17 protein-coding genes and 2 pseudogenes are annotated in these 18,975 nt (G+C 40.9%); 7 read left to right on the top strand and 12 right to left on the bottom strand.

Annotated features, from left to right (window positions below; all coding sequences use genetic code 11):
• Positions 1-98: 98 nt before the first annotated feature.
• From ANSO36C_RS15875 to ANSO36C_RS15860, 4 genes are all read right to left on the bottom strand, one after another.
• On the bottom strand, positions 99-647 hold the full coding sequence (locus tag ANSO36C_RS15875; RefSeq protein WP_251955327.1) for an MFS transporter: 549 nt from the start codon (positions 645-647) through the stop codon (positions 99-101).
• Between the two features lie 207 nt (positions 648-854).
• Complete coding sequence (locus tag ANSO36C_RS15870; protein ID WP_251955326.1) at positions 855-1,328, bottom strand: MarR family winged helix-turn-helix transcriptional regulator; 474 nt, start codon at positions 1,326-1,328, stop codon at positions 855-857.
• A gap of 19 nt (positions 1,329-1,347) precedes the next feature.
• On the bottom strand, positions 1,348-2,202 hold the full coding sequence (locus tag ANSO36C_RS15865; protein ID WP_251955325.1) for an ABC transporter permease: 855 nt from the start codon (positions 2,200-2,202) through the stop codon (positions 1,348-1,350).
• Positions 2,159-3,010 carry an ABC transporter ATP-binding protein gene (locus ANSO36C_RS15860; RefSeq protein WP_251955324.1) on the bottom strand — a complete coding sequence of 284 codons (852 nt, stop codon included), beginning with the start codon at positions 3,008-3,010 and terminating at the stop codon, positions 2,159-2,161. Before ANSO36C_RS15860 ends, ANSO36C_RS15865 begins: the two co-directional genes overlap by 44 nt.
• Before the next feature lie 224 nt (positions 3,011-3,234).
• On the opposite strand from ANSO36C_RS15860, the gene ANSO36C_RS15855 reads away from it, so the two are divergent.
• The 3 genes from ANSO36C_RS15855 to ANSO36C_RS15850 are packed head-to-tail and all read left to right on the top strand — an operon-like array spanning position 3,235 to position 4,257.
• Positions 3,235-3,804, top strand: coding sequence for a hypothetical protein (locus ANSO36C_RS15855; RefSeq protein WP_251955323.1), 570 nt, complete (start codon positions 3,235-3,237; stop codon positions 3,802-3,804).
• A 40-nt stretch (positions 3,805-3,844) separates the two neighbouring features.
• Positions 3,845-3,988, top strand: a complete 144-nt coding sequence (locus ANSO36C_RS34260) for a DUF6883 domain-containing protein (RefSeq protein WP_323374452.1) — start codon at positions 3,845-3,847, stop codon at positions 3,986-3,988.
• Between the two features lie 20 nt (positions 3,989-4,008).
• Complete coding sequence (locus ANSO36C_RS15850; RefSeq protein WP_251955322.1) at positions 4,009-4,257, top strand: DUF4926 domain-containing protein; 249 nt, start codon at positions 4,009-4,011, stop codon at positions 4,255-4,257.
• Between the two features lie 259 nt (positions 4,258-4,516).
• Here the strand turns inward: ANSO36C_RS15850 and ANSO36C_RS15845 are convergent, their stop codons facing one another.
• Positions 4,517-5,206: an SAM-dependent methyltransferase gene (locus ANSO36C_RS15845; protein WP_251955321.1), complete on the bottom strand. Its 690-nt coding sequence runs from the start codon at positions 5,204-5,206 to the stop codon at positions 4,517-4,519.
• A gap of 330 nt (positions 5,207-5,536) precedes the next feature.
• On the opposite strand from ANSO36C_RS15845, the gene ANSO36C_RS15840 reads away from it, so the two are divergent.
• From ANSO36C_RS15840 to ANSO36C_RS15825, 4 genes are all read left to right on the top strand, one after another.
• On the top strand, positions 5,537-5,773 hold the full coding sequence (locus ANSO36C_RS15840; RefSeq protein WP_251955320.1) for a hypothetical protein: 237 nt from the start codon (positions 5,537-5,539) through the stop codon (positions 5,771-5,773).
• Between the two features lie 486 nt (positions 5,774-6,259).
• Positions 6,260-6,469: a DUF2997 domain-containing protein gene (locus tag ANSO36C_RS15835; RefSeq protein WP_251955319.1), complete on the top strand. Its 210-nt coding sequence runs from the start codon at positions 6,260-6,262 to the stop codon at positions 6,467-6,469.
• Between the two features lie 39 nt (positions 6,470-6,508).
• Complete coding sequence (locus tag ANSO36C_RS15830; protein ID WP_012406942.1) at positions 6,509-6,895, top strand: DUF1257 domain-containing protein; 387 nt, start codon at positions 6,509-6,511, stop codon at positions 6,893-6,895.
• Complete coding sequence (locus ANSO36C_RS15825) at positions 6,895-7,356, top strand: ferredoxin (protein ID WP_099099908.1); 462 nt, start codon at positions 6,895-6,897, stop codon at positions 7,354-7,356. The genes ANSO36C_RS15830 and ANSO36C_RS15825 overlap by 1 nt, the downstream gene beginning before the upstream one ends.
• Before the next feature lie 136 nt (positions 7,357-7,492).
• Here the strand turns inward: ANSO36C_RS15825 and ANSO36C_RS15820 are convergent, their stop codons facing one another.
• The 7 genes and pseudogenes from ANSO36C_RS15820 to ANSO36C_RS15790 form a co-directional block, all read right to left on the bottom strand.
• Positions 7,493-7,777 (bottom strand): YiaA/YiaB family inner membrane protein, encoded by a 285-nt coding sequence (locus ANSO36C_RS15820; protein ID WP_251955318.1) that lies wholly within the window; start codon positions 7,775-7,777, stop codon positions 7,493-7,495.
• A 276-nt stretch (positions 7,778-8,053) separates the two neighbouring features.
• Entirely contained in the window at positions 8,054-9,694 is a 1,641-nt protein-coding gene (locus ANSO36C_RS15815) for a DUF4335 domain-containing protein (protein WP_251955317.1), read from the bottom strand.
• Positions 9,695-9,938: 244 nt separating this feature from the next.
• Positions 9,939-10,544 (bottom strand): DUF3038 domain-containing protein, encoded by a 606-nt coding sequence (locus tag ANSO36C_RS15810; RefSeq protein WP_012406938.1) that lies wholly within the window; start codon positions 10,542-10,544, stop codon positions 9,939-9,941.
• A 587-nt stretch (positions 10,545-11,131) separates the two neighbouring features.
• On the bottom strand, positions 11,132-13,333 hold the full coding sequence (locus ANSO36C_RS15805; RefSeq protein ID WP_251955316.1) for an Ig-like domain-containing domain: 2,202 nt from the start codon (positions 13,331-13,333) through the stop codon (positions 11,132-11,134).
• A 1,621-nt stretch (positions 13,334-14,954) separates the two neighbouring features.
• Positions 14,955-17,353 (bottom strand): annotated as a pseudogene (locus ANSO36C_RS15800) (endonuclease MutS2).
• A 196-nt stretch (positions 17,354-17,549) separates the two neighbouring features.
• Positions 17,550-17,847, bottom strand: a pseudogene (locus tag ANSO36C_RS15795) (DUF2288 domain-containing protein).
• Positions 17,848-17,935: 88 nt separating this feature from the next.
• A complete protein-coding gene (locus ANSO36C_RS15790) occupies positions 17,936-18,973 on the bottom strand; it encodes an AI-2E family transporter (RefSeq protein WP_251955315.1) in 1,038 nt (345 codons plus the stop codon).
• Positions 18,974-18,975: the final 2 nt, after the last annotated feature.

Raw genomic sequence — 18,975 nt, 5'->3', positions numbered from 1 at the left:
TACGCCAAATAATTCTTAACTTAATAATCGCTGCTAAAATCAACTGATTCTGCCAAACAAACTTAGCACCAGCTGCAAGTGCTTTAAATGAAATTGGCTCAGTTGAGCGGATGACTTTTTGCTCTTTGATTACCAACGTTAAAATAAAACACAGTAAAGTTGCGATCGCTGCTAATACACAAACTCCTGTAGCACTTTCCAACAGCGCAATCCCGAATCCCCCGAAGGCTGGGCCCATGACTGCGGCTAACTGAAAAGCTACTACTATTCCACATGGCTGCATTGGTGAAAGCATTAACAGGTATTAATTGCCACATTAGAGCATCACTGGCAGGTTTGAGGAATGCCTTAGCAACACCTGTCAATACTAAGCAGGCATAAATTAGAAAAATTGCACCTTGAGTATAAGAAAGTACACCCAAAGCTAGGGAGCAAAGAGTTAGCAACATTACTGAGAGTAATATGGTGAGTTTGCGTAGGCGCAGCCCGCCGTAGGCATCGTGGCGATCGGCCACATCTCCAGCAATCAAGGTAAGAATAATCATCGGTAGGACTTGCGCCAGTCCTACACCACCTAATGCGATCGCTGAGTTAGTCCGCTCATAGAGTTCCCAGCTAATCGCTACAGTTTGCATTTGCGATCCCACAAACAGCACTAGCCGTCCAATGGTAAATAGGACTTACGCAAAATATCTCTCAAACTCTGATTTTTCCGTGTCCTCTGCGCCTCTGTGGTAGCCTGCGGCAAGTCGAAGCGTCTACGTTATTCCGTAACTCGTGCGTAAGTCCTAGTAAATAGCCGATAGTCTCGAAACTTAAAGGCTGCAAAGGGATCGTGTTGTGCAACCTCAGAGTTAGGGGGCTTTGAGTTCTGTTTTCTCGAAGACATTTTTTAGTAGAGTTAAGCCTTCTTCAATGTTAGAAATTTGTTCTTCTGTCAGACCTTTTAATAAATCGGTAATATGAGCGCGAGTTTGATCTTGAGATTGCTTGAGATGATGTTTTCCATCTTCAGTTAAATTGAGCAGCACCCGCCGCCGCTCTTGAGGATGAGCGCAGCGTTTCACAAAATCGCGTTGTACCAAGCGTTCTATGGTTGCTGATGCTGTGGCAGAGGTGACACCTAAATGCTCTGCCAAATCAGATAATGAAGCGCCAGGATTGCGATTGATAAATGCTAGCGATCGCAACTGAGGTATAGATAAAAAAGCGGCACTATGGGCACGCATATCCGCTCGGATAAACCGCATCACTAATGGAACTGTTTCCATTACTCTAGCGGCACATTCTTCGGAAGTTGCACCTTGATTAGGTTTATCCAAGGTCATGGGCTTGTTGTTCTCCTAGTTACATGGCCACCCGTGGATAAAGTTTTCCACCAAGAATGGCCAAAATTATTAATGTGAATAAGAGAATTGTACAATCCAGACCAAAGCCATAGATGCTAGTGCCGTTTAACAGCATGGTGCTACGTAAGCCGTCAACCAAATAAGTCAACGGATTAAAATGGGAAATCAACTTTAACCAACTGGGCATCAAAGAAATCGGATAGATGGCATTGCTCGCAAAAAATAACGGCATGGTTAACAATTGTCCAATACCCGTCATCCTTTCTCGACTTTTCACCAAACAGCCAATAATTAATGAAAAAATACAAAATGTTCCCGCCCCCAGTATGACGAGCAGCAGTACTTGGAGAATCGCTAGGGGATGAAGATTTAGTTTGACACCTAATAAAAATGCTAATCCGTAAATGAATATTACCTGAGATAAACACCTCACCCCACAGGCTAAAGCTTTGCCCAGCACCATCGCCACGCGAGGCGTAGGACTAGCTAAAAATTTATGGACAATACCTAAATCTCGCTCCCAAATTAGCGTCATCCCACCACTAAAAATTGCTACGAACAAAATACTCTGAGCCAAAATACCAGCAGAAATAAAGTCTAAATAGGGTAAGTTTCCTGTAGGAATCGCGCGAGTTCGGGCGAAAACTTGCCCAAAAATTAGCAGCCATAATGCTGGTTGTACAGCCCGAACAACTAAATCAGTGGGATCGTGGCGGAGTTTCCGTATTTCTAATTCTGCGATCGCTAGAGTTTTTGTAACTAACTCTTTGATTGCAGAGATCAAATTTACTCGGACAGTGGGTGGTGCTTTAACCCAACCGTTGAGCAGTACGTCTGGTTCTTGCTGTGTCACGGTAGTTGACTCCTGATGTTAACTGGTCGCCTGTATAGTGAATAAAGACATCATCCAAAGTTGCATTTGGGTTATTTAAAGAAGCTTTTAAGTCGCTCGGTGTACCTGTAGTAACGACTTCACCTTGCTGCATAATTGCCACTCGGTTACATAAGCTATCCGCTTCTTCTAAAAAGTGGGTTGTTAAAAATATAGTTGTGCCGTAATCAGCACAGAGTTGTAGTACAAGCTGCCATACTTGAGTTCGAGCGATGGGATCTAATCCGACAGTCGGCTCATCAAGAAACAAAATTTGGGGTTGATGTAGAACTGATATGCCAATTTCCAACTTGCGGATCATCCCACCAGAGTAGTTTCGTACCAAGCGCTTCGCGGCATCTTGCAAACCCATATATTCTAAAATTTCATAGATGCGGCGATCGCGTCCTTTGGCAGGAATTCCATACAGCTTGGCAAAAATTAAGAGATTTTCGTAACCCGTGAGACTACCATCAGCAGACAGCGCTTGAGGTACATAACCGATAGCCCGTCTTACAGAATTAGATTCACGAGCCACGTCATAGCCAGCTAAAGTTGCTTTCCCTGCACTGATAGGCAGTAAGGTTGTCAACATCTTAAGAACTGTACTTTTCCCTGCTCCATTGGGGCCAAGCAGTCCAAAGACTTCGCCCTGTTCTACAGATATGCTCAGGTTATTCACTGCGGTTAACTTCCCAAAACGGCGTGTGAGTCCCTGAGTTTCCAAAATCAACGGTTTTGGTTCTTCTTGAGGTTGCGATCGATTTATTTTTCCCGTCAGTATTGTCACAAGTTTGATGCACTTCTATTAATTAGTAAATCTAACTATTAGCTTCTCAATAGATTTACCAGAAGTCAATAGACTTCTGGCGGAAATTTTTATCAAAAATTCTTGGTTGATGATTTGAGCTTCGGTAAGAGGGTATCAGTGCTAATACAGTGGCATAGGTAGTAACAATAATGCTTAAGTATAACTATACGATGCATCCAATCCAATTGATTTAGAAGGACTTTATGAGAAAAGAACTATCACAATTAATTAAGAAATCTTATTCAGAAAAAGAAGAATATACATATCTTGAATACAACTTAACCCAAGAAGATTATGAGGTAGTAATCGAATCAGCAAAGTCCATTCTTCAAAATTTTCCGGTAATGCATAACTGCTGCGCTCCAATGAGTGCCATGTGGACAGCAATGATAAGAGATAATACTAATATACCTGTTCATATGGTTGCTGGTAGCTTAGATATCATGGGAAGACGTATATTTGGTAACAATAATAATACGCATGAGATAAATGACGCTTTTTCCAAATCAAATTTAGACTGGGATGGTCATTGCTGGGTAGTCTTTGGTGATGATATTGGAGATATTTCTTTGTTTAGAACTGCCTACTCACAAGAATCTCCAGAGTGGCTTAGAAATATAATTCGTACTCAATTTGGTGAAGGTCGAGGTATGCTTTTAGCACCTCCAATCAAAATGTTAGAAAATGGGTTGGTATATACCCCACATTACGTTCTCAAGGATTCAGAAATTACAGGTTTAAATAAATCAATTAAATTGATTACAAATTTGTAATCGTTAAGTAATCGCCTATGACAATGCTGCCTTTGGAAGCTTGGGACGGCGCGATGAATTTGGACAACGCTACACTCTAGATTTCACGTTGAAATGGCAAAATAGAAGTGCAACCATTCGGAGTGGTTGGATTATCGAAGAAGGTTTTGATATCCCAAGATTAACAACCTGCTATCTGCTGTAAATATTTGGAAGTGCTAGAAGATGACTAAAAATACAATCAAGTTGCTGGATGTAGTAGCACTGACAGTTGATTTGCTTGAATACAACCTGTACCGTGGTCAAGTTGGCACAGTAGTAGAATTATTATCTGGTGGTGCTGCGTTTGAAGTGGAATTTAGCGATCGCTCTGGCCGCACTTACGAATCTGTCGGTTTACGCCCAGAGCAAATTATGGTGTTACATTTTGAGCCAGCATCCCCTGATCCAGTCCCAGAAAGGGTGTCAGTGTAACCAGTATAAAAACGCAGATACTAAGGATATTTATGATTCGCTACCCTTACGCACATAAATATAGAGAATCTGGCGATCGCTAAATGTGTGCCGAATAATTGTATTATATATTCGATGGTTATGAGATTTCACCGTAATGGTTATAGCGGTATGCAGTTGAGTGAGATACAAAAACTTTGCTGAAATGATTTGACAGTAAGGACTTTGGTGTTCTCATCCAATCGATAACCGCTATATAGCAATCCTTTAGGAATACGAATTACATAACATCTTTAGTTATCTTCAACATCTGGTTTCCACCAGGCTGTAATTCGTATTCGACCTTTTCAATATCTATCTTGTAACCTTTTGAAGTATAATATTTGACAATTTCATCTAAATGTTGTGAATGTTTCCACATTAAAGTTATGAGGGGAAATATTCTGACTTCTTTAGCAATACGTAGCATCTCACCTACTGAATTTAAGTGAAAATCGTAATCGAGATGATCTGAATATAAAAATAATAAATGCGAACAAAGAGCTAGATCAAACTCTTGATTATCATCAGCTAATTTTGGCAATTCACCAACTGCGTATCTATTGCTCTTTTTGCCAGTTTCATAATCAGACAGAAATTCTTGAATAACTTTCACTCGATTTTCCCGCAAATCATCCGGGGATTTATGATAGCTCCATATCCAATCATTCGATGTAGCCTTGACTTGATTAATAATATTATCTACTACTTCATTAAATCTTTGCAATATTTCATCACTGGAGAATTGGTACAGTGGGTCAACAGAAACTACACTTTTACCCTGACGTGTCATTTCTGCATTAAAGCTTGCTGGCCCATCCCCAATCCCAATGATTCTTTTGTTCAAATCTGCGTTTGTTAAATTGAATATTTTTATATATTCATCCATTGACCTCCCAAAAGGAACTACTTGATCTAGAACCATTGCCATAAAATTTACCTCGGAAATAAACTGATTAAGTAGGATAATAGCAAATTCAAAATGTTTTACACACTATAAAATCGTAAGTTATTTTACAACCTTTAAAATATTTTTACCTTTAAACATTTACTTACTTTAAAGCTTAGGCGTAGCCCGTCGTAGACATCGCTCTATTCTCAATAGTGAATACTGCTGATTTTCGATAGCTGAAACTCTTGCTATTACGTTGTTCTCAAAAGTCTATGGTTTGCTGATATAATTTTTTAGTATTTCACTCCAATTTACAGACAAATGCACCAAAGTGTTTTAATAGGAAGTGATATAACTTATCGTTGAGATATGCGATTCGATGAATTAGAAAAGGAACGTCAACGCAACCGAACTCTTGCTCAAGAAAAGTTTTCTGAACGCATATCAGTTATCAAAAACTGTATTGATACACAGCATCTTCAATGTCGCCGAGATGCAGCAAAGATTGCTGTCCAATCAGCTACAATATTTATTTCTCCTCAAGCTCGGCAAGTTGTTAGGGAGTATTCGAGGCTTTGGCAACTAGCTCCTTCTATAAATTCATAAATCCAAAGGAGTGTTTTCAGTTAACGATTAGTTGTGACGCAGAGGTTACTTGCTTGCCACCACGTACTCAAGGGATATAGAGCAAGTAGTGCTATTGGAGCATACGCTACGCCCCATCCAACCTGAGAAATAATAATCTAAATTGCATGGTAATAATAAAGTTTTCCAATAAATTTTATATTTTTGTGAATTATCTTGGTGGCTATAGTACCTCTAATGCTTATTTTTAGGACTTTTGCAGCTTACTTGGCTAGCTCTAGTAGTTACCTTGACTAATCAATGAGGTTAAGAGAAACTAACTAAATACTGATGCGTGTGCTTATAATAATAATAAGTTTTGTAAAGATTCTGAGATATATATGTTGAAACATGGAACATTAGTTAACAAATGGCAAGTTTGTATCTAAATATGTTCCTAGGGCTATATTTGTAGCCTTCTGCTAAGGCAGTACAATTTAAGCGTACTTATCCTGGTTGGCCAAAAGAATGGAGACATTAGAGTTCATAATTTATCCAGACGGTCGGGTACAAGAGAAAGTCACTGGCATTGTGGGTAATTCTTGCGCTGAAGTTACAGCAGCAATAGAGGCACAGCTGGGACAAGTACTTAATCATGAGCCAACTTCAGAATATTTCGCCGCTCAGGTGCAGCAATCTAATGTGGCGAATACACACAGCACTTACAGCGATTGGTAAGTTTTCACAGTAGTTTAGTGTTATTAATTCACAACCACCATGTCACACTTTAGCCAAATTAAGACTCAAATCCGTAACCTTGATTCTTTGAAAGATGCTTTGACTGAATTGGGCGTAGACTGGAAACCTGGCCCACGCGAAGTTCGTGGCTATCGCGGTCAAACCCATCCTGCAGAAGTCAGTATTGAGCAGGAAAATGGCTATGACATCGGCTTTAGATGGAATGGCAAGGAATATGAATTGGTGGCTGACTTGCAATATTGGCAGCAAGATTTGTCTGTAGATGGATTTTTGCGCCAAGTAACACAGCGCTACGCTTATCAAACAGTTGTGAAAGAAACCGCTCGTGTAGGGTTTCAAGTTTCTGAACAACAAAAAAATGAAGATGGTTCAATTCGGTTGGTAGTACAGCGCTGGAGTGCGTAATGGCTGATTTTCTGCCGTCGCCGGAAGAACAAGAAGATAACCGTTCCGGTTTAGAACCAGAATTAGGGGGTTTTTTACGGGATGCCCCAGAACGTTCTGGTTTGGAACCGGAATTGGGTGGTATATTGCGCCAAAATGGTGTTTATGTTGACGAAATCACCTGTATTGGCTGCAAACATTGCGCCCATGTTGCGCGTAACACCTTTTATATTGAACCAGATTACGGGCGATCGCGCGTGGTTCGGCAAGATGGAGATGCTGAGGAAATTATCCAAGAAGCAATTGATACTTGTCCGGTTGATTGTATTCACTGGGTTGATTACACTGAACTGAGAAAGTTAGAAGACGAGCGCAAATATCAGGTAATTCCTTTAGTGGGTTATCCGGTAGAACAGGCAGTTGTTGCTAGCGAACGTCGGCGTAAAAAGCAAAAGTTAAAAACTAAAAAATCCCGTTATTAAGATAAAAACGTTAAATCAATATAGTAAAGGACTGGATATACCAGTCCTTTTGTTTTTCGTCATAGAGTTAATTTCTGATGTCTAGATCACATCAAATCGCAAAAGGTAGTATTGTTAAAAATTGGTATAGCTCCCTTTATTTGAAATTTAAAGGATCATGTTGTGAAAGCAATTTTTCTACTTTCGCCTCGTCTAACCTAGCGGTTAATTTTCTAGTTTCATGCAAGTCTCTAGTAGTTTTCGCCAAAGTAAAAGTTGAGCCTATAGAAAAAGCCATACCCATGCCCATAAAGCCTTTCACCCAGCCATTTACAGGTAAGTTTACAATACCAAAGGTGGTCATAGAAATAGAAATTACAAAAGCTGCCCAAGTTTGAATAACCCAAGCTGCACTGTCTTTTTGAGTACCAATTGTTTGCATATTTCTTACCTTTGATATGAGTTATTAATCCCAATTCGTAATTTTAAATTAAGAGGCATAAGATTTAATCTGGGTTTCCAGACTTGTATCTATAGTTTAATTTTGGAGAATTGGTATTAACAGTAATTGTATTGATTGGTAACTTTACTGGTATTAATAGTAAGACCAGTTTGGTAACTGGACTTCAAAAGGCAAGCTAAAGAACAATTAGAGTAAGTAGAAACTGGCACAAGATTTGTACCAGTTTTACAAGTGGCATCAACAGGATTAGTTTACTTATTCATCTGCAAAAGTCTGTACCTTGCCATCAGGACTGAGAACAACTCGAATTCTGAGATTTTGTCCCCGTGTATTGGCAGATACAAAAGGTTTGCCAACTTCAGGCATCCCAGCGCTATCAACGAATTCTCTCGCTGCTTTATTAAGGGGAAAAATTCGTTCAACTGTGCCGTCAACACTGACTATCAAACTGTACTCTAATGTTTGTCCCAGTCCAGTAGGTGGTTGCCAACGCTTTGTAAGGTATTCTCTAGCTTCTGCTACTTGAGGTGTGTCAAATAATGTGCCAGTAGCTACTTCTCTGGATGTGGGGGTTTTGCGTGCGTCCCCTAATTGATCGATAAAGGGATTATTCTCGGCAGTTCTAGAGGAGGGAAGTTGTGAACCAGGTTTCTCTCCAGGAGAAGCTTGCTGTAAGGAATTAATTCTTTCGTCTAGCTGTTGTGAAGTGAGTGAGGATGGTTGGGTAGGAGTATTACCACGATTATTATTGGGTATGGTGTCAAGAGATGGGGGGACAACTGGTGAGATATTAGTTGGTAAGCTACTTGCGTTAGAAGAGAGTCTAGGTGGCAAATTCCGCAGTTGAGGGAGAGTACCAGTTTGGGAAGTTGACCCTGTAAGGTTCTGTCCCAGATTTGGGACTATGGCAACTTCCTGGCCTGGGATTTTGTTGGATGGTGCGTTAGCGTTTGCGGAGAAGCTCGCCGGAGGCATCGCTTGATTACGAGGAAGAGTTGCAGTCGTCCCTTGAGGTATTGTCAGTATATTATTTGGCAATAAAGCTGGCGGTGTAGAGAAACTGGAACTAGGGACTGTTAAAGGTGCTTGGGGTAAAGTAGATGTGACAAGCGGAGGGGTGGAACCTAGCACATTATCTGATGAAGTTGTGAGTCCAGATTCAGGCGTGGGAAAACTTAGTGGGGCTAAAGGTTCTAAAGCGGTTTTTACTGCTGCTGAATCTGATGTTTTGGCTGTCTGCTGTTGGTTTTCCCTAATATTGTTAGCATATTGCCAAGTAACTGGTAAAAAACCTACACCTAATACTAATACTGCGGCAATAGGTGCCCAAGTCGGGAACCTGAGAGTCGAACTCGTGTTGTTGAGAGTTGGGAGTGCCATGACATCAGTCGAGTACTCATCTAAAGCACTTGCCAAATCGAATAGTTGCAGCAGACTGAGTTGAATTACGGGGCCAGATGAGTGGTTGGCGAGAGAACCGAGAACTAAGTTGTGACTTAAATAGCTGCTTGGTTCTAAACGGATATTTGCCCGTGGAATTTGGTTACTAAAGGCATTTAATGTTTTTGTTGAGGACTTTAATTCCAGGTCATCCAGTGCTGTGCTTGACTGCTGGGTAGGGGAAAAACTAACCCAAAAGCTTTCTGGAGATTGTTGGAGAAATTGCTGTACGTAGCTTGTGACAGCATCACATAAAGCTTCGAGTTGCTCGCGATCGCCCCGAATTGGAACTCTATGTTCTTCTGGTAGTCGGGGATCATCAAAACGTAGCTCAAAGCTCAGATGTTTGAGAACAGTTTTCCCCATCCAACGCGATAGAGGTGAACTTTGCGCGAATACTTCTAGCGTGCAAGTCGGTGGTGTGTAGCAACGAATAACAGAATTTGATAGAGGCATGACAGGAACTGCAAAGAAGATTATTTGGGATTTTGCAAAAAATTGAGCCGTTGCTTGCAAAGAAAAGTTAAAATACCGGATTCTCCACTTAGGATTTTGTCAGGTTGCTTCCGTTATGCAAACTGGTGTGCAAGAAAGCAGTGCTGATAGTGCATCGCCCAAAAGCTAACGACCATCAAAAGGGAATCCTTATCTGGCAAACTTTCATGAGCAAATTTTGGCTGAGAAATTTCAAATCTAAAATTTAAAATTTTGTTGAACGGTCTATAAGTGCTAGCCAGAGACGGCGATGCCCACCAGGAGCGCTGTAAAAAAGTAAATCTACAAGCAGTTTTAAGGCCAGATTGGTTAGTAAATCTGTTGAGATTTTTTCGTCCTCTTCCATCCGCTCTTGGTAGGTGTTGCAAAAAGCATCAATATAATCTCCAAGTAAAGCAGCCTGGTGAGGTTCCCGGTTATTTTCTGCCATTTGTTCCAACAGACCGACAGCGCGGCGAATCAATTCCTGGTGCTGTTTGGCTAGGTAGCAGATGATCAAAACAAGCGATCGCGCTTCTTCGACATCTAGCTTTTTTCGCCCTCCTTGACCTTTACGTAGGGGATTTGATTGGCGCAGTCGCCATAAAGCTACGCGATCTGGCACTCTTGACTCTAAATTCAGATCAGTTGCCGCCGAAAGCATAGCCTCTGAACCAATCCCAGTTAAGGTTTCTAGCGCCAACAGCACCAAGTCTAATTGGGTTTTGATATTGTCCCATTGAACTGTGTTAGGGGCTGGAAGCTTGATTAAATCCTCCCACTGGGAATTTGGAGTGGCTGAGTTGGCGGCCGAGTGCATAACTTTTAGCATAGGTGATCAAGCTGATAGGGGATGTTGCTGTTACCCATTTTGAAACCAGACTCTTAATAATCAAGCTTGGTTTCCCATAGCTATGAGCCAGAGGCTTCATCTAACTTTTTTATGTGGTAAACAGCAGGTATCTTTGTCCTACTCTAGATGAAAATTTAATTTGGACAAAATTTAATTTGGACAAAGTAGAAAATTATCAATTCTAGTTAAGGTTTACACGACTTTTGCTGCTAGCTCCGTACAAGAGTATAAATAAACTATTGTTTTGAATGCTAATCGCTAATTATCGCCAAGTAGTTATTTAGAATACCTCCTAATTTATTTGCGACTTTAAATTTTGAAATTTCTTGATATTTATTATTTCGTTTATCTGTATATATAATTACTATACAATTTTTTGCCTGTTTGTTAAAGACGCTTCTTGATACTAATGGGTACTTGCTAAATAAATAGTGATATTGAATTGTGAGAAACACAGATCATTTGTAGGGATGCCCAGTTAGCTGTGCATCCCTACCATGTGTTGCATACGAGAAAGGCTATAGCTCAATACGCTTGGGTTACGTCAGTTGGATTCTAGACTAATATTAATTCAGTGGACGCAGAAGTGTAATTGCGCCCATGCCAGTCTCTTGACTGAGTTGCGCCACGTAGATATGTCCATTTGTAGGATTCTCAACTAAATCTAATGGACTTAGGCTAAAACCTGTGAAGCCAGTAATACCTGTTTGGAAATTTACAATATCCAATTTTGCGCCACCTGGTGTTAGCACAATAATGTCTTTACCAGCGCTGTAGCGTGTCACCAGCAGTTTGCCTTGCAGTTGACCACCTAAAACATTACTACGGTACTCAATGATCCCATTTGGTGAAAAATGTTCGCCAAAATCGAAGGCGATACCTTTCCAATTCCGGTCAGGTAGAGTACCAATAGGATATTCATTTATCTGATCTGGGTCTGTACCAACTGTAGGATTCCCTCCATTCAACACCCACTCACAACGCTTAGGATTGGGATGACCATAATAACCATTTTTAACAACGCGAAACAGAAAGTCTCGCTGCGTGCCTATGCTGCTAAGGAAAGGTACAGATGGACTAGTATAAACCCCATTAGTAGCTTTATCGATACGGTTTTGGCAAGCAAGAGGTAATGGAATAGGTGTATTGGGCGTATTGCCACCAGCTGCTGAACCATTCGTTGGTACATACAATTGACCATTGGTGTGCCAAAGCAGATCGTAGGCATTGCGTACACCACTGGCAAAGATAGTTACAGGTGCGTTTTGATTGAAGGGGTTATAAGTACCTCCATCTTCCGTTTTAACGTTTAAAGGAAGTGAGGTGATCTTGGACAGATCAACTCGTAATACAGCAGCAGTTAACAACTGCTCAGGACGATTATTCCAGGCACTGTTTGGTGCGCCAGTACTATTATTACTACCCTGCAACACATACAGCACATTTGGCTCATTAGGCTTAAACTCAATGCTGTTGGTTAGATGATCCCGGCTTGATCGTGGTAAACCAACTACATAGTCTTGTACTTTCTCTAGGTTGGAACCGCTTAATCGGGTAATCTTACCGCTCCACTCTGGCGCATTACCAGTTCCATTCCAGTAGAAGTTGTTTGTTACCCATAGAATTAGGTTGCTAGCATTTGTTGATGAAGGATCAAAGTGCATACCAATGATAGTTCGGTTGCCACCATTTGCAGTCTGCAATGAGGAAATTGTTTGTGGCGTACCCAAGGTGCCATTAGCATTGATCGGGAAGCGTAAAATCTCACCTAGTAAGGTGGCAGCATAGAGTTTATTGTCAGGCCCAATCAATACTGTGGTGTAGGGTTTTGCAGGTACATTCGGTAGTGAGATTTGCTCAAAACTAATATTGTTTACAGGAGGGGGTTTAGTACCTGTTGTGAAACTGATGTTATGGGGTAAGAATGCAACACCATTGCTATCTTTAACCCCGTCGGTTATTTGCAACAGATACTTGGTATTACTTTTGAGATGATTTATCGGAGCCACTACAATCACATCTCCGCCTCCCGAAGTGTTGTAATTAGCATTGACTTGTGTATTAGTGCTGCTATCGATCAGCTTGACGGTTGAGGCTGAAAGGGTATTAACCGCAATCCCACTGTTGGGGAGATTTACATCTACTGTAATCGACATATCTGGCGGTACATTTGTTTGACCATCAGTAGGATTGCTCATTCTGACAGAGGGAAGGTTGCCTGGTGCGATCGCAATATAGTTGAGCTTGGTATTAGTACCACCTTTAGCATCAATTGTGAGCTTGCCGTCGGTAACATTAACAATTCGAGTAACTGCGGCAAACTTTTGAGTTGCCGTTGGTACAAAGCCGGAAATAGCAGCCGTACCTTCTATATTGATCTGGTGCTTACTATTTACAGTATTACTAGGATCACCGACGCTAACATTCACATTGTACGAACCATTAGACAACTTATATTCCCAAGCGGCAGGTATCTTCACTGCTGTTCCCGAAGTACTAGCAGGGTATTGCAGATGAATCAACCTATTTAGTCGTTGATCAATGCCAGTTAGGTTGCGATCGCGTGTATTAAGTTGGATATCAAGAGGAGTGCGTATAGTATTGCCTAAGCTATCTTCACGCACCCAACCAAAGCCCCGAGTATCATTGTAGGCTTGACCAATGTCTTTAATATATCCAGATGGTACAGGAACGTTATTTGGTTGAAAACTAATTGCTTGAACGATGGCTAATACTAGTATTTTGGGTTTAATGTTGTTGTAAGTCATATATACCTTGCTGTTGTAATCGTAGTTGATACGTGAGTAGTCGATTGAGGTTGACTAAGTATCTCCAATGGATACTTAACTAGTTAGAAATGAACACACTATTTGGCTTGAGGCGCTTTTTGGCTAATTTTTTAACTAACAGCTTTGCAGCAGTTATATGAATGTCTTATAAAGTTCGATATTTTGTGTCGTTTGCGCTTTCAAGATTTCTCTATCTTCCGCAAAAGCCTAAAGTTTCCAATTGTCTTTACTTCACAATTGGTATAAGAAAACTCTCAATTGGGATTAATGCCGATCTGATTATCATTGTGTTGATATTCTTGCTTGTGTTCAATATCAATACAGAATTTACAATAGTATATATCTGCGTTTTTAAATACTCCAACACGCTTAATTTATCTAATAAGATAAAACTAAGTTTACAAGTACCTACAAACCTAAATCTTGCAAATTTGAAACTATCAGTAAATTTTATGTATTTTTTGTTGTCAGAAAGCTTATATGCAGAAACCTTGTAGTCAACAGAATGTTGACGTTTCTTAAAGCGTGAATAGCAGATCCAGTGAGTTAGAGGGGTTTTTTCCCTTGTAGCACCGGGCGCTTTTTGGCTTTGTAATTATTATATAAACGTTTAATTCTAAACCAGGCTATATCAGCTGATACCTCAATTGCTATACAGTTTAGCTTGCCTGCAAACTAAAGATGTTTTGCTAAAATTGTACAAAGTTTCTGTATATAGTTCTTATCAACATCTTTATCATCCATCAATCATCTTCAAGATTTATTGCGGATCAATAAAGCTGTTATAATAACTTAAGCTAATACGTTATGCTTATTGACTCTACCTTTTAACTGGGCTTATAAAACTAACATTGTTTGAACCTGTTGGCTGACAAATATAATATAGTAGAACATAGTTTGTATATACAAGCTTTGGAGCAATAATTTACAAAATCTTTAAAAAATCTAGATAAATATGGACAAAAAACACATTTATAACACTCATTAATTATGATTTTCTATCGATCCTTAAAAGAAGAAAAAAGGTATTAATTGGCAATGTTGGGATACGGTTATACCAATTTAATGTGAAGTTGCACATATCTTGATCCCCCTAAATCCCCCGATAAATTGGGGGACTTTGAATTCCCCCCTCTTTTAAGCAGGGCTAGGGGGGATCGAATTCTATGCAGCTTCATAAAGAATTGGTATTAGAAGCTTTGCTTTATGAAAAAGCTAAAGAGCTAGAATGCAAACTACTAGCTCGTGAAGTCATTGAAGAGTATGCAATACAGTTAGTTTAACGTTTTAGTATTTTAAAAATACCTCAAAACCCTCTTTTTTAAGAGGAGGTTACTAACCCTCTTTTACGCCTGTTTGCCTAGAGTCTTCTCTTGAAATAAGGCGGTGTGTGGGTTCAAACTGAAGCGGAACACAAGCGATCGCTACTAGCGCACGGGTCATACCATCCACAAAATGCATGATACATATATATATAGTTAGGGGCGTACATCTGTACGCCCCTATAGCTAATTCATTGATTACAAAGATTTTTGGAAATGGTATCAGTGATTGAGTCTACAGTTAATAACTCGATTTTTACTGTCAGGATGAGAAGCAATCAATTGATATAAGCAATGGTGACACCAGTACCGCCGTCTGCTTGTTCTGCTGGTTCGTAGTGCTTAACTCTGGGATGGTGTTGCAAAAAGGCGTGAACTCCTTGTCGCAGTTTACCAGTGCCGTACCCGTGAATAATCCAGACTGGGCCTGTAGCTTCCGAGATAGCTTTATCTAAAATGTATTCGGCATCAGCCACCCGTTTACCGCGCAAATCGATGGTGTTTTGGGAAGTCCGAATTTCTGGGACATTTTGCGGTGGTGGCGTTACTACTGCTGCGGCTGGCTTGGGTTTGACGATTGGTTCGGGTTTTTGACCATCTAGAGATTCTACATCTTGCAACTTCACGTTCATCTTCATTAGCCCAAACCGAACGCTTAACTTCGCCATCTTCATCGGGGGCGGTGATTACATCTGCGATCTGCCCCAATTTTGGAATGCGGACGCGATCGCCTATTTTGGGCATAAATCCAGGTTTTGGTTTTGCTGGCGTTGCTGGCTGATAAAGTTGGCCAATTTGATTTAAAGCATTGGTGGCTTGCTGCGCCTCTTGGGCTGTGGGCGTACCTTTCTGCAAACGGCGGATAACTTGGGCAATTTCACCTCTTGCTTGAGCGATCGCTTGTTGAGACTGCTATTTCCTGTGAAGCCCGCAAACTGCTTTCCCTTTCCTCCAGACTTGCGGCTTTTGCGGATACTTCTTTGTATAAACGTTCCGCTTGCTGCAACAAACTTTGGGCTTCGGCTGCTTTGGTTTCTTGACGGCGGCGTTGTGCTTCTAAGCCAGCAAATTACTTGGTTAACTTCATCCGTGGCTTTCTCCCACCTGGGTTTTTGCCTGTTGTACCACTTCTGGGTTCAATCCTAGCGGAGGGCAATAGTTAAGGCGTTAGAACGTCCGGGTATGCCCCACAAAAAACGGTAAGTAGGTGAGAGAGTACGTTCGTCAAATTCAACAGAAGCATTTTCAAAGCGCTCGTCTTCGTATTTCAGGGCTTTTAATTCCCCGAAGTGAGTGGTGGCGATCGTTAGCTGGGAATGGTTGGCTAGATATGGCAACAAGGCGATCGCTAAGGCACTACCCTCAACTGGATCGGTTCCGCGCCGACTTCATCGAGTAAAACGAGTGATTTGGGATTAAGAATTTCTTTTTCCCCATTCCCCAATGCTTCTAAAATCCGACTAATTCGGCGGATGTGCCCAGAGAATGTGGATAAACTTTGCTGTAAAGATTGTTCATCGCCAATATCTGCCAACACCTTATCAAACCAAGGTATTTCTACTGGTTCGCGGGCAGGGACAAATAAACCTACTTTGGCCATCAATGCTGCTAACCCCAAGGTTTTTAGAGTTACAGTTTTACCGCCAGTGTTGGGCCCGGTAATTGTCACTACCCGAATTAGCGGATTGATCAGCAAATCTACAGGAACTACTGGTTGCCCTTGTTCATGCTGTTGTTGCCACACTAACAAAGGATGTCGTAAGTTCCGTAAGGTAATGATTTCACTGTCTTCACGCTGGATAAATCGCGGGGGATTTGCTCCTAACCAGAAACTATATCGGGATCTAGCGGTTGCCATATCCAAAGTGGTGGCGATCGCTAATAATCTCTCTAAATCTGGTTTGACTGCGGCGACTTGTTCCGTCAAAACGCGGCGAATCGCTTCTTCTTCCGCTTGCTCTCTTCGGATGATTGGCCGCAGTTGGTTGCCTAGAGGTACTACCGAATTCGGTTCTACGTACAGGGTTGCACCACTCGTTGAGGTGTCGTGAACAATACCAGGGATGGCATCTTTTTGCGGTGCTTTTACTGGTATGACATAGCGATCACTGCGTTGCGTAATTAGCTGTTCTTGAACTGCGCCAGATTTTGCCTGTAAGATATTTTGCAGCTTTTGGGTAATTTGGCTGCGTACTCGCCGCAAGTCTGTGCGAATTTCTCCCAGTTTTTGACTGGCGCGATCAGTTACCTGGGCCCGTTCATCAATACATCGGTGAATTTCTTGTTCTAGTTCTGGATAAGTCCGTAAATCGGCAACCAACTCAGTCAATATCGGCAAATCTTCCTGATTGTCGATGACACGGCGCAAATTTCTAGCACCAGCGAGGGTGGTAGCGATCGCTAACAGTTCCTCTCCTGCCAAAACTCCACTGCGTTCTGCCCGTTCTAAGGAATCGCCAATATCTTGAATTCCCTCAAATGACAGCCCCGTAGTCAGGCGAGTTTCCAGCTGGTAGACTTCTTTGGTTTGCTCTAATAACTCTTCGCTTTGGATCTGAGAATCAGGTATTTTCAGATGACGCGCGGCTGTCGCCCCCAGCTTCGTTGCCGCAAAGGTGGCAAGGTGCTGGCAGAGGCGATGCCATTCTAATAATTCTAAGGTCTCAGATTGGATCAAGGTTTCAACATCTAATCTGAAATTATCGTAACAATTTTAGCCCCTAGATGGATAAATCTTAAAGGAGAAAATTTTGCTTTAATTCAAATCAGCCAGCTAGTCCGTGGCAATAGCCAAAGTAATACTGGCACATTAAACATTTTTTCTGAGAAAATACCCCAACACTAACTGCTATCGGAAACAACACAGAAACGAATTAGGCAGCAACTATTTCTTGGGCTAGAACGTAAGGTTGAACGATGAGAGTATTAAATCGCTTAGTGCGATCGCCATTCCATTCTCCCACCTGTACTATCGTGGGTTTGGCAATCAATTGTTGATCAATCCACTGTTCCACTGATGGGATGTTATCACTGGCGATCGCTACTCCAACATCCACCAAATTCTAGCTCAAGTGCTACCAAAATTACTGCATCTCTTTGTACATGAGGAATTAACCATTCCCACTCTGCCTCATCCAAAATTTCTGTTAATTCCGCTCTTAAATCCGACATCACTTCCCAAATATTGATTGATATCTATTTTTACATTATTCACTAGTTCCAAGTTACTGACAAATGACAAATGACGAATGACCAATAACTAAACCTCTGACTTCATCTCATCAATCTCAAATAAAGATACAATTACTCCAGCAATGGGAATAGATATAAAAACTCCTAGTAATCCTGCTACTTTAGCGCCTACTAGCAAAGCAAAGAATACTACAACAGGATTAAGATTCAGCGCATCTTGCATAATTCGAGGAGCAATCAAGTTGTCTTGTATCTGCTGGAGGACAATACAAGCTATTAATACTTTCAATGCTAACCAAACACCTTGAGATAACACAAACAGAGTAATTGTGCTTACTCCTAATGTTGCTCCTATGCCAGGAATGATATCAAGAATTCCAACTATTATTGCCAATATTAAAGCAAAAGGTACTTGTAATATTAAGAAAACGAGGAAAGTCGTACTTGTGAGAAATGCACTTAATAATAACTGACCTCTAAAAAATCCTAAAAATGACTTTCTGATTATAGTTGTAAATCGATTGCGGCGATGTTTGGGTACAATTTTTAAGATAAAGTTCCACAGCTTGTCTCCATCTAATAACATGAAGAAAGCCACAACTGCAATTAATACAAAAGTCACAAAGTTCGTCATAAACCCTTGTAGAATAGCTAAACTAGTCACAAGACTTGATACAGCTTGGTTCCGCAGTTGTTCTTCAATAAAACTTAAATCTATCTGTAAATTCCGGCTTCGCAAAATTTCTTCTATTCGCTCTAATAGAGGGACTAAAGAATTCAAAAATGCTGTGATACTATCAATTAATTGTTGTCCTTGAGATAAAACCGTTAAGCCCACGGTAATTATCAGACCGCCTATAATCACAATACTGAGCAAGAAAACAAGACCAACAGCTACACCGTGGGGTAAAAAACGCCGCAGCCATTGTACAGGATAGCTGAGTAAAAAAGCCAAAATTGCAGCAAATGTGAAAATAACAATGACTGCTTCAAAATAAGCTAAAAGCTGTACAATTGCCCAGCCAGAAGCAATTAAAAGTAAAAATCTAACTAATGCTAGATTATTTAATCGCTCCCAAAAATTCTTGGCTTCAAAGCCGCTCATAA

Origin of the sequence: Nostoc cf. commune SO-36 (genome assembly GCF_023734775.1) — a bacterium.
In the GTDB taxonomy this organism is placed as follows: domain Bacteria; phylum Cyanobacteriota; class Cyanobacteriia; order Cyanobacteriales; family Nostocaceae; genus Nostoc; species Nostoc commune_A.
Note: the sequence above shows the minus strand (reverse complement) of the source record. Positions and strands in the feature narration are given on the sequence as shown.

Coding starts and splice junctions, on each gene's coding strand:
- ANSO36C_RS15870 (WP_251955326.1), bottom strand. CDS start 1,328: ATGACCTTGGATAAACCTAATCAAGGTGCAACTTCCGAAGAATGTGCC.
- ANSO36C_RS15855 (WP_251955323.1), top strand. CDS start 3,235: ATGAGAAAAGAACTATCACAATTAATTAAGAAATCTTATTCAGAAAAA.
- ANSO36C_RS15850 (WP_251955322.1), top strand. CDS start 4,009: ATGACTAAAAATACAATCAAGTTGCTGGATGTAGTAGCACTGACAGTT.
- ANSO36C_RS15845 (WP_251955321.1), bottom strand. CDS start 5,206: ATGGCAATGGTTCTAGATCAAGTAGTTCCTTTTGGGAGGTCAATGGAT.
- ANSO36C_RS15840 (WP_251955320.1), top strand. CDS start 5,537: ATGCGATTCGATGAATTAGAAAAGGAACGTCAACGCAACCGAACTCTT.
- ANSO36C_RS15835 (WP_251955319.1), top strand. CDS start 6,260: ATGGAGACATTAGAGTTCATAATTTATCCAGACGGTCGGGTACAAGAG.
- ANSO36C_RS15830 (WP_012406942.1), top strand. CDS start 6,509: ATGTCACACTTTAGCCAAATTAAGACTCAAATCCGTAACCTTGATTCT.
- ANSO36C_RS15825 (WP_099099908.1), top strand. CDS start 6,895: ATGGCTGATTTTCTGCCGTCGCCGGAAGAACAAGAAGATAACCGTTCC.
- ANSO36C_RS15820 (WP_251955318.1), bottom strand. CDS start 7,777: ATGCAAACAATTGGTACTCAAAAAGACAGTGCAGCTTGGGTTATTCAA.
- ANSO36C_RS15815 (WP_251955317.1), bottom strand. CDS start 9,694: ATGCCTCTATCAAATTCTGTTATTCGTTGCTACACACCACCGACTTGC.
- ANSO36C_RS15810 (WP_012406938.1), bottom strand. CDS start 10,544: ATGCTAAAAGTTATGCACTCGGCCGCCAACTCAGCCACTCCAAATTCC.
- ANSO36C_RS15805 (WP_251955316.1), bottom strand. CDS start 13,333: ATGACTTACAACAACATTAAACCCAAAATACTAGTATTAGCCATCGTT.
- ANSO36C_RS15790 (WP_251955315.1), bottom strand. CDS start 18,973: ATGAGCGGCTTTGAAGCCAAGAATTTTTGGGAGCGATTAAATAATCTA.